The 10550-nt window shown below is 57.6% G+C and carries 11 protein-coding genes and 1 riboswitch; of the genes, 3 read left to right on the top strand and 8 right to left on the bottom strand.

The window, feature by feature from the left end:
• The 8 genes from ACEQU8_RS03210 to ACEQU8_RS03175 form a co-directional block, all read right to left on the bottom strand.
• Window positions 1–1253 (bottom strand): ribonuclease E/G (locus ACEQU8_RS03210; protein WP_370261420.1); only part of this gene is annotated, 1253 nt, incomplete at its 3' end.
• Window positions 1254–1274: 21 nt separating this feature from the next.
• On the bottom strand, window positions 1275–1955 hold the full coding sequence (locus ACEQU8_RS03205) for a nucleoside triphosphate pyrophosphatase (RefSeq protein ID WP_370261418.1): 681 nt from the start codon (window positions 1953–1955) through the stop codon (window positions 1275–1277).
• Between the two features lie 5 nt (window positions 1956–1960).
• Complete coding sequence (gene rlmH / locus ACEQU8_RS03200; RefSeq protein WP_370261417.1) at window positions 1961–2431, bottom strand: 23S rRNA (pseudouridine(1915)-N(3))-methyltransferase RlmH; 471 nt, start codon at window positions 2429–2431, stop codon at window positions 1961–1963.
• Window positions 2428–2850: a ribosome silencing factor gene (rsfS, locus tag ACEQU8_RS03195; protein ID WP_370261416.1), complete on the bottom strand. Its 423-nt coding sequence runs from the start codon at window positions 2848–2850 to the stop codon at window positions 2428–2430. Before rsfS ends, rlmH begins: the two co-directional genes overlap by 4 nt.
• A 42-nt stretch (window positions 2851–2892) precedes the next feature.
• Window positions 2893–3546, bottom strand: coding sequence for a nicotinate (nicotinamide) nucleotide adenylyltransferase (gene nadD, locus ACEQU8_RS03190; protein ID WP_370261415.1), 654 nt, complete (start codon window positions 3544–3546; stop codon window positions 2893–2895).
• Window positions 3543–4448 (bottom strand): oxygen-dependent coproporphyrinogen oxidase, encoded by a 906-nt coding sequence (hemF, locus tag ACEQU8_RS03185; protein WP_370261413.1) that lies wholly within the window; start codon window positions 4446–4448, stop codon window positions 3543–3545. The genes nadD and hemF overlap by 4 nt, the downstream gene beginning before the upstream one ends.
• 22 nt (window positions 4449–4470) lie before the next feature.
• Window positions 4471–5742, bottom strand: a complete 1272-nt coding sequence (gene purD, locus ACEQU8_RS03180) for a phosphoribosylamine--glycine ligase (RefSeq protein ID WP_370261411.1) — start codon at window positions 5740–5742, stop codon at window positions 4471–4473.
• 13 nt (window positions 5743–5755) lie between these two features.
• A complete protein-coding gene (locus ACEQU8_RS03175; RefSeq protein ID WP_370261409.1) occupies window positions 5756–6481 on the bottom strand; it encodes a YebC/PmpR family DNA-binding transcriptional regulator in 726 nt (241 codons plus the stop codon).
• Between the two features lie 144 nt (window positions 6482–6625).
• Between ACEQU8_RS03175 and mscL the strand changes: the two genes are divergently transcribed.
• From mscL to ACEQU8_RS03160, 3 genes are all read left to right on the top strand, one after another.
• Complete coding sequence (mscL, locus tag ACEQU8_RS03170; RefSeq protein ID WP_370261408.1) at window positions 6626–7072, top strand: large conductance mechanosensitive channel protein MscL; 447 nt, start codon at window positions 6626–6628, stop codon at window positions 7070–7072.
• Between the two features lie 131 nt (window positions 7073–7203).
• Window positions 7204–7320: riboswitch (glycine riboswitch) on the top strand.
• Window positions 7321–7370: 50 nt separating this feature from the next.
• Window positions 7371–8660, top strand: coding sequence for a D-amino acid dehydrogenase (locus ACEQU8_RS03165; RefSeq protein WP_370261406.1), 1290 nt, complete (start codon window positions 7371–7373; stop codon window positions 8658–8660).
• Window positions 8661–8720: 60 nt separating this feature from the next.
• Window positions 8721–10532, top strand: a complete 1812-nt coding sequence (locus tag ACEQU8_RS03160) for a glutamine--tRNA ligase/YqeY domain fusion protein (protein ID WP_370261405.1) — start codon at window positions 8721–8723, stop codon at window positions 10530–10532.
• Window positions 10533–10550 lie beyond the last annotated feature (18 nt).

The raw sequence follows: 10550 nt of genomic DNA, 5'->3' as shown, positions 1-10550 counted from the left end.
GTTTTAACCTGCCCCTTGCCCTGGCAGCTTGGGCAAGGCTCGCAAAGCAAATGGGCCAGGCTTTCCCGGGTGCGTTTGCGCGTCATTTCGACCAGGCCCAGCGCAGAAAACCCGGTCACGCTGGTGCGTGCTCGGTCGCGGTCCAGAGCGCGTTGCAGCTCGGCCAACACTGCTCTTTTGTGCTCATCACCAGTCATGTCAATGAAGTCAATCACGATGATGCCGCCCAGGTTGCGCAAACGCAGTTGGCGGGCAATGCTTTGTGCGGCTTCCAGGTTGGTTTTAAATACGGTTTCTTCAAAATTGCGCGCGCCAATGAAGCCACCGGTGTTCACATCGATGGTGGTGAGCGCCTCGGTTTGGTCAATGATGAGGTAGCCGCCAGACTTCAGCTCCACTCGCCGACCGAGGGCTTTTTGCAGTTCATCTTCGATGTTGTACATCTCGAAGAGCGGGCGCTCACCCTGATGCAGTTGCAGGCGGTCTTTGACCTCGCTGGCGTAGGTGGCTGCAAACACCTCCAGGTTTTTGAAGGTCTCTTTGGAGTCAATCAAAATGGCCTGGGTGTCGCTGCTCACCAGGTCGCGCACCACGCGCTGCGCCATGGTGAGGTCTTCGTAAATCAGGCTGGGTGCGGGTTTGCTTCGGGTGAGTTCTAACATTTCGCGCCAGCGGGTGCGCAGGTAATTCACATCGGCCACCAGTTCTTCATCGGTGGCTTCCTCTGCATGGGTGCGAATAATAAAGCCGCCGGTGTTTTCGGGCAGCAGTCGGGTGAGTTTGGCGCGCAACTCTTCGCGTTCGTCTTCATTTTCAATGCGTTGAGACACGCCAATGTGCGGGTCTTGTGGCAAATGCACCAGCATGCGACCTGCCAGGCTGATTTGTGTGGTCAGGCGTGCGCCCTTGGTGCCCAAGGGGTCTTTGCTCACCTGCACAATGATGGTTTGCCCTTCAAACACCATTTTTTCAATGGCGGGTGGTGGCGTGGTGCCTTGGCGCGATTGATGGTGGTTGTAGGTGCGGTGCTCCCAGAGGTCGGCCACATGCAAAAACGCGGCGCGCTCCAAGCCAATGTCGACAAAGGCCGACTGCATGCCAGGCAACACCCGCACCACTTTGCCAAGGTACACATTGCCCACAATGCCACGTGTGGAGGTGCGTTCAATGTGCAGCTCTTGCACGGCCCCATGCTGAACAATGGCCACGCGCGTTTCCTGGGGCGTGACGTTCACCAGAATTTGTTCGTTGATCATCCCGTTGCTTCTAATGCTTTAAATCGATTGTTTTGGCGTGCTTGATTGGGCCGCCGATTGGATGTGGCGCAGCAGTTGGCCTGTTTCAAACAGCGGTAACCCCATGATGCCAGAATGACTGCCAGAAATGTGGCTGACGTATTGCCCGGCAATGCCCTGAATGCCATAGGCACCGGCTTTGTCGAAGGGCTCACCACTGGCGATGTAGGCTTGTATGAATGAATCGGGTAAATGCGTAAACCCAACCTGAGAGCTTTGCACCGCCAGGGCCACGTCGGCCAATGCGCCATTGCGGCCAAGTTTGGCCACTGCCACTGCCGTGTGCACATGGTGGATGGTGTTGCTCAGTTGCTTGAGCATCAATTCGGCTTGCTGTGGGCTCTCGGGTTTGCCCAGTATGGTGTGGTGCAGCGCCACGGTGGTGTCTGCGGCCAACACGATGCCGCTTAGCCCCTCGGCTTGCATGGCTTGTAAGGCGGTTTGCAATTTCAAGCGGGTGACGCGCTCCACATAGGGCAGGGGGGCTTCGCCAGCTTGTGGGGCTTCCAGTGCTTCTGCTTCGGCGCTGCCCTGCGCCAAATACACTTGCACGGTGAGCCCCAGGGTTTCCAGCAGGGCTTTGCGCCGAGGGCTTCGCGAGGCCAACCAAATTGTTTCGGGCAGGCCGCATTGGGATGGGTGCACGGGGGTGTTGGGCATGGGGATTACTCGCGGTGGTAGGGGTGGCCCACAACAATCGACCAGGCGCGGTACAAGGCTTCCACAGCCAACACGCGAGCCAGGGCATGGGGCAGGGTGAGGTCAGACAGCCGCCACATGCCCTGGCACTGCGCCTTAAACTGCGGGTCTAGCCCATCGGCGCTGCCTATCACCAGGTACAGGCTTTCGCTGGCGTCATGCCATTTTAAAAGCTGTTCAGCCAAGGCTTTGCTGCTCAAGCGTTCGCCGCGTTCGTCAAGCGCCAACACGCGGGCACCCGCGGGAATGGCGGCACGAATGCGTTCAGCTTCTTTGGCCAACACCAACTCAACCGGCTTGCCGCCGCTGCGGTCCTCCGGTTTAAGCTCTTTGATCGTCAGTTTCCAGTCGGCCGGGAAGCGCTTTTGAAACTGCTCCACCGCCTGCTGGGCCCACGGTTCTATTTTGTGGGACAGGGCAATGATATGCAGTTTCAAGAGTACTGGTTGCTCAAGGCGTCTTGCCCGTGAGGGAAGAAGTCGATGCCTGGCTGGGGCTTGCTCAGGCTGTGGGGGTTGAGCTTCACGCGCACAGGTTTGCCGCCCCAAATTTCTTCAAGGTTGTAGTACTGGCGAATGGCCGGTTGCATGATGTGCACCACGATGTCGCCAAGATCCACCAGCACCCATTCGCCGGTGTCCTCGCCTTCGACGCTTAGCACCTCAAAGCCGTTTTCTTTGGCTTTTTCGCGCACGTTGTTGGCCAGTGCGCGGGTTTGGCGGTTGTTGGTGGCCGAGGCCATCACGACGCGATCAAACACACCAGTGAGTTTGGTTGTGTCGAACACGGCCACGTCTTGGGCCTTGATGTCTTCTAGCGCGTCAATCACAACGCGCTGCAGTTTGCGCAAATCCATGAAATGTCTGGGAAAAGGTAATGGCCTGAATTCTAACAACTTTCAGGGCTGAGGGCGACCATAGATTGGGTTGCGCATCAGGTATTCGTAGACCGGGCCCGGCAGGCTGGCTTCAATGCGATAGCGTGCGGTTTCGGCCACCTCTGGGTTGCCCGATTGCATCAACTCGAATTGACGGCGTATGTGGGTTGAGCTGACGTTCACGGCGGGCATGGGAATGCGAAACAGGCGGTTGTGGACCAGGTGGCTTTTGAGCGCATCCGGCACCTTGAACTCGCCATGCTGCAGGCGATCTACAACGCCTATGCGAGCATAGTCAAACAGGCTGCGCCAATGCTTCCAACTGGTGAGGTTGTCCAGTTGGTCGGTACCAATCACAAAAGAAAATGCGTGGTCGGGAAACTGGTCGCACAGGTGTTCTAGCGTGTCGACGGTGTAGGTGGGCCCGCTGTGTAGCAGTTCGTGAGCTTCAAGGCGCCATGAGTGCACGCCTTCAATGGCGAGTTCTACCATGCGGCGGCGGCTTTCAGCCGGGGCCAGTTCATCGTCGGGCTTTTGCCAGGGCTGCCCCGCAGGTAAAAACCACACCTCATCGGCCATGCACTGGGCCTGGGCCGAGCGAGCCATTTGCAAATGGCCCAGGTGCACGGGGTTGAACGTGCCGCCGATGATGCAGATTTGGCGAGAGGTGCTCACACCCAGTCCCGTTCAACCAAAAAATCAGTGTAAAGCCTCGCCTCTGCGCTGCCCGCCTCGGGTTTCCAGTCGTAGCGCCACTTCACTTGCGGTGGCATGCTCATCAAGATGGATTCTGTGCGCCCACCGCTTTGCAGGCCAAACAGCGTGCCGCGGTCAAATACAAGGTTGAACTCCACGTAGCGGCCACGGCGGTAGGCCTGAAAGTCTCGCTCGCGCTCGCCATAGGGGGTATTCATGCGGCGCTCGACAATCGGCAGGTAGCCTTTCAAGAAGGCATCGCCCACGTTGCGGGTGAGGGCAAAGCTTTGTTCAAAACCCAGCTCTGAGAAATCATCGAAAAACACGCCGCCCACGCCTCGCGGCTCTTTGCGGTGCTTGAGATAAAAGTACTCATCACACCATTTTTTAAATGCGGGGTGGTAATGCTCCCCAAAGGGCGCCAGCGCATTTTTGCAGCTTTGGTGGAAGTGGCGCGCATCTTCTTCAAAGCCGTAGTAGGGGGTTAAATCCATACCGCCGCCAAACCACCACACAGACTCGCCTTGCACCGTGGTGGCTGCAAACAGGCGAACATTCATGTGCACGGTGGGCACATAGGGGTTGCGGGGGTGAAACACCAATGACACGCCCATGGCCTCAAAGCTGGCGCCAGCCAAACCTTGGCGGCTGGCGGTGGCCGAACCAGGCAATTTGTCGCCCATCACATGGCTGAAATTGACCCCGCCACGCTCAAGCAAGGTGCCTTCTTCAACCACGCGGCTGCAGCCGCCCCCGCCCTCGGCCCGCTCCCAGGCATCGCTTAAAAAAGCCTTGCCTTCAAATTGGCCTATGCCTTCGATGATGTTGGCCTGCAAACCCTGCAGGTAATTTTTGACATCTTGAAGTTGCTGCGGGGTCATGGTGCAAGCAATCCCTGTGTGTTTATTTGCGGTTAATGGCTCGATGGCCAATGTCGGTGCGGTATTGCATGCCGTCAAAACTCACGGTGTTCACCAATTCGTAGGCTTTGGCCTGCGCCTGCCGAACAGTGTCACCCAAGGCGGTGGCACACAGCACACGGCCGCCCGAGGTTATGGCTCTGCCTTCCTTTTCGACTGTGCCAGCATGAAACACGACCGCTTCGTCGCTGGGCTGGGCACGCAAGGTGATTTGGTCGCCGGTGCGTGGGGTTTGCGGGTAGTTTTGTGCAGCAATGACCACGCCCAGCGCGGTGCGGCGGTCCCACTCGGCTTCCACCTTGTCCAGGGTGCCGTCGATGGCGTGGTCAAGCAAATTCACGAAGTCGCTCTTTAGGCGCATCATGATGGGCTGTGTTTCGGGGTCGCCCATGCGGCAATTGAATTCGAGCACCTTGATGTCGCCCTTGGTGTCAATCATCAACCCGGCGTACAAAAAGCCGGTGTACACCAAGCCGTCTTTTTTCATGCCAGCAATGGTGGGGTTGATCACCTCGCGCATGACGCGGGCGTGCATGGTGGGGGTGATCACCGGGGCGGGGCTGTAGGCCCCCATGCCACCCGTGTTCGGGCCTTGGTCACCATCGAGCAGCCGCTTGTGGTCTTGACTGCTGGCCATGGCCAAGGCATTGGTGCCATCCACCATCACGATGAAACTGGCTTCTTCGCCTTCCAAAAACTCTTCAATGACCACGCGGGAGCCCGCGCTGCCCATGCTGTTGCCCAGCAGCATGTCGTCAATGGCTTGGTGTGCCTCTTGCAGGGTCATGGCCACCACCACCCCTTTGCCAGCGGCCAAGCCATCGGCCTTGATCACAATGGGTGCACCTTTGGCGTCCACATAGGCGTGCGCCTTGGTGGCATCGGTGAAGGTTTCGTATTCGGCGGTGGGAATGTTGTGGCGCTTCATGAACGCCTTGGCGTAGTCTTTGGAGCTTTCAAGTTGGGCGGCCAATTTGGCCGGGCCAAAAATACGCAGCCCACGCTGGCGGAACAAATCCACCACCCCGGCAGCCAGGGGAGCCTCTGGGCCAACCACGGTCAGGTGCACGCTTTGTTCTTGCGCAAAGTCGGCCAGTTTGGCCAGATCGCTGATGGGCACGTTTTCCATTTTGGGTTCCAGGGCGGTGCCGCCATTGCCGGGGGCCACAAACACCTTGTTTACACCCGGCGTTTGGGCAATACGCCAAGCCATGGCGTGCTCACGGCCGCCGGAGCCAATCACCAAAATTTTCATGGGGTTGTTGTCCTTATTCGTTGATGACCACGTTGGTGTACACCTGCTGCACGTCGTCTAGGTCTTCCAGCATGTCCAGCAGCTTTTGCATGCGTGCGCCGTCCTCGCCTTCCAATTCGGTCTCGGTGGCGGGTTTCATGGTGATTTCTGCGTTTTCTGCATTCAGCCCAGCGGCTTCAAATGCGGTCTTCACGGCATGGTATTCCGGCACCGGGCAGGTGACTTCAATCATGCCGTCTTCATGGGTGATCACATCGTCTGCGCCGTTTTCAAGGGCGACTTCCATGATGTGGTCTTCGCTGCTTCCCGGGGCAAACATGAATTGCCCGCAGTGTTTGAACATAAAAGCCACCGACCCATCGGTGCCCAAATTGCCGCCGTGCTTGGTTAAGGCGTGACGCACTTCGGCCACGGTGCGCACGCGGTTGTCTGTCATGCAGTCGATGATCACGGCCGCACCGGCCACGCCGTAGCCCTCGTAGCGAATTTCCTCGTAGTTCACGCCTTCAGCCTCACCCGTGGCTTTGGCGATGGCGCGGTTTACGTTGTCTTTGGGCATGTTGGCCGCAGCGGCTTTGTCCAGGGCCAAACGCAAACGGGGGTTGGCATCGGGGTCGCCGCCGCCTTGGCGGGCAGCCACGCTGACCTCACGAATAATCTTGGTCCAGATTTTTCCGCGCTTTTCATCCTGCCGATTTTTGCGGTGCTGGATGTTGGCCCACTTGCTATGTCCTGCCATGGTTAACTTTCTTTAAATGAATCAAAGAGGTGCAATTTTACCACTGCACCAGCACAAACGCTGTTGAGCGCTCGGGTTTCCATGGCCATAATCAAGCGGCGTATTCGGTTTTATTGACGTAATTTTTTCAATTCGGGAGATACCGTGAGTTTGATTAAAGATTTCAAAGCTTTTGCCATGAAAGGCAATGTGATCGACCTGGCCGTGGCCGTGATTATTGGCGGGGCCTTTAGCGGCATTGTCAAAAGCCTGGTGGACGATGTGATCATGCCCATTGTGGGCCGTATTTTTGGGAAGCTGGATTTTTCCAATTTGTATTTGCCCCTGGCCCAAGTGCCTGAGGGGGTTGCACCCACGCTGAGCGCAGTTCGTGAGGCCGGCATCCCTGTATTGGCGTACGGCAGTTTTGTGTCGGTGCTGATTAACTTCATTATTTTGGCTTTTATTATTTTCATGATGGTGCGCCAGGTGAACAACCTGACCAAGGCCTTGGCCAAAGAAGAGGCCGCTGCGCCGGCTGCCCCTGCGCCCACGCCAGAAGACATCGTGTTGCTGCGCGAAATTCGTGATGCACTGCAAAAGAAAGCCTGAGTTTAGACTGGCAACTCCAGCCTGTACGGGTTAAACTAACAAGCTGAATCTGGAGAGAAACCGGCGCAAACCTGTGCCGGTTCGCCGAAGGCGCAATCCCCATGAACGCTCAGGCCACCGTACAGGTTCAAGAATACAAATCTGGAGAGCGCTGAGCGCGGCCACCTGCCGCGTGTGTTCAGCCGCCGAAGAGGCAAGCAGCCCACCACAGCTGTGAATCTTTCAGGCAAAAGGACAGAGAGGGGCTCGCTGGCACCACCGGGTGCCAAGGCCCTCACCTCTGTTTGGAGTATTTGTCATGAAAGCAATCGTTCTGGGTGCCGGTGTGGTTGGCACCACCTCCGCATGGTTTTTGAAAAAAGAAGGCTATGACGTCACCGTGGTGGACCGTCAGCCGGCCGCCGGCATGGAAACTTCCTTTGCCAACGGTGGGCAAATTTCGGTTTCTCACGCCGAGCCCTGGGCCAATCCTGGCGCCCCCAAAAAGGTGCTGAAGTGGCTCATGAAAGAAGACGCTCCCCTGTTGTTCCGCTTGCGCGCAGATGCCCGCCAATGGCGCTGGGGCATGCAGTTTTTGCGTGAATGCACACCCGAGCGCACCCGTCACAACATCATTCAAATGGTGAACCTGGGTACTTTCAGCCGTAGCACCTTGCAAGAGCTTCGCGCCGAAACTGGCATCGAATACAACTGCCTCACCAAGGGCATTCTGCACTTCTACACCAACCCACAAGAATTCGAGGATGCGCTAGAGCCCGCGCAGATCATGCGTGAGTTTGGTTGCGATCGCAAAGTGATTGACGCCAACGAAGCCGTGCGTCTTGAGCCTGCATTGGCCAGCATCAAAGACAAAATTGCGGGAGCTACTTACACCGATGCCGACGAAAGCGGCGATGCACATCGTTTTACCCAAAACCTGGCTCAGTTGGCGGCAGACCGGGGTGTTGAGTTTAAGTACAACACCACCATTCTTGGCTTGGACATGGAAGGTGGCCAAATCAGTGGTGTGCGCGTGCGTGGCACCGATGGGCAAGTGCAGGTGCTCAAAGCCGACAAATACGTGTTGTGCATGGGCAGCTACAGCCCCATGCTGGTCAAAGACCTGGGCGTGGACCTGTTGATTTACCCAGCCAAGGGCTACTCGGCCACCCTGCAAATCACAGACCCCAGCAAGGCACCCTCGGTCAGCCTGACCGACGACGAGTACAAGCTGGTGTTTAGCCGTTTGGGCGATCGCTTGCGCATTGCGGGCACCGCCGAATTGAACGGCTACAGCACCAATCTTAACGAAGTGCGTTGCAAAGCGATTACCCGTCGCGTGATGGAGTTGTTCCCGGGCATGGCCGACCCAGAGCAAGCCGTGTACTGGACTGGCTTGCGCCCAGCCACGCCGTCGAACGTGCCCTACATTGGTTTGTCGAAAATCCCCAATCTCTACTTGAACACTGGCCAGGGCACCTTGGGTTGGACCCACTCGTGTGGCTCCGCCCGTTCTGTTGCGGCCATCATGGCGGGCAAACAGCCCGAGGTTGAATTTGCCTTCACCGGAATTTCTTCCAAGAAGGGCGAGCCTTTGGCCGTTGCCTAAGCCCCGTTTTTGCTAACATCAGCGCATTCGTCACCCAGAAGTGCCTAAAAGGATGCGCTGATGTCCAGCAAGCCAAGCCACACCCCCGGGGCAGAACCTGCCCCCGCCACCAATTTCCTGAAAAACATCATCGAGCAGGACCTGCAAAAGCCGGAATACCAAAACCGGCCTTGGGCTGGCCGGCCCGGTGGTGCCGATGTGCATGCCGGTGCGCCAGCAGACCCAGCGCCCATTCGCTTGCGCTTTCCCCCAGAACCCAATGGTTACCTGCATGTGGGTCATGCCAAGGCCATTTGCATCAACTTTGGCCTGGCCAAAGAGTATGGCGGCGCTTGCCACATGCGCTTTGATGACACCAACCCCGAAAAAGAAAGCGAAGAATTTGCTGACTCTATTCTGGATGCCGTGCGTTGGATGGGCTTTGGCTGGGAGCAGGGGGGCGAGTACAACCTGTACCATGCCAGCGATTATTTTGAGTTCATGTACCAGGCGGCTGAATTCCTGATTCAGGCCGGTTTGGCCTATGTGGACGAGCAAAGCGCCGAAGACATGCGCGCCAATCGGGGCACACTCACCCAGCCTGGTGTCGACTCACCATTTCGCAATCGCCCCGCCCAAGAAAGCCTGGCTCGCTTTCGCGCCATGCGGGCGGGTGAACTGGCCGATGGTGCCGCTGTGTTGCGCGCCAAAATTGACATGGCCAGCCCCAACATGAACATGCGCGACCCCGCCATTTACCGAATCAAACGGGCCAGCCACCACCGCACGGGCGATGAATGGTGCATTTACCCCATGTACACCTTTGCGCACCCCATTGAAGATGCCTTGGAGCGAATCACCCACTCCTTTTGCACCCTGGAGTTTGAAGACCAACGCCCCTTCTACGATTGGTTGCTTGCCAATTTGGCCCGCGAGCACACCCTGGCAGATGGCGGCAAGCTTTCGCCACTGTTGGCTCAGCCTCTGCCCAAGCAAATTGAGTTTTCAAGGCTCAACCTCACCTACGTGGTCACCAGCAAACGCAAGTTGCAGCAACTGGTCACCGACGGGCGGGTGAGCGGCTGGGATGATCCCCGCATGCCCACCATCGTCGGGCTGCGTCGCCGCGGTTATACCCCTGAGGCCCTGCAATTGTTTTGTGCCCGCATTGGCGTGTCCAAGGCCGACTCCTGGATTGACTACGCAGTGTTGGAAGGCGCGTTGCGCGACACCCTCGACCCCGTGGCGCATCGCGCGGTGGCGGTGCTCGACCCCATCCCGCTCATTTTGGACAATGTGGACGACGACTGGGCCGATCTGTGTACGGCTCCCGTGCACCCGCACCACCCGGAGTGGGGCGTGCGTCAGTTTACGATTGGCAAACGCCTGTGGATTGAGGCCGAAGATTTTCAGGAAAACCCCGAGAAAAAATTTTTCCGCCTGTACCCTGGCAACCGCGTACGCTTGCGTTACGGCTATGTGATTGAATGCACTGGCTGCGACAAAGACGAAAACGGCAAGGTGACGGCCGTGCACGCGCAGGTGTTTTTGGACAGCAAATCGGGCACCCCCGGGGCAGACAATTACAAGGTCAAGGGCAACATTCACTGGGTGGACGCCGAAGACGCACTGCCTGCCACCGTGCGCCTATACGATCGCTTGTTTACTGAAGAACATCCTGATGCGGGCGGCAAAAACTTCCTGGACAGCCTCAACCCCAATTCGCTTACCGAGGTAAAAGCCTATTTGGAAGCAGGCCTGCGCGACGCCTGGGTGGGTACTGTGTACCAGTTTGAGCGCCATGGCTACTTTGTGGCCGACATGAAAGACCACACCAACGATGCCCCGGTGTTTAACCGCACGGCCACCCTGAAAGATGGCTGGGTGAAATAGAGCAGGGTCATTCCCAAG

The sequence above is a fragment of the Limnobacter sp. genome (genome assembly GCF_964228395.1).
GTDB lineage: Bacteria > Pseudomonadota > Gammaproteobacteria > Burkholderiales > Burkholderiaceae_B > Limnobacter.
The sequence above is the reverse complement of the archived record's forward strand: the minus strand, read 5'-3'. Positions and strand labels throughout refer to the sequence as shown.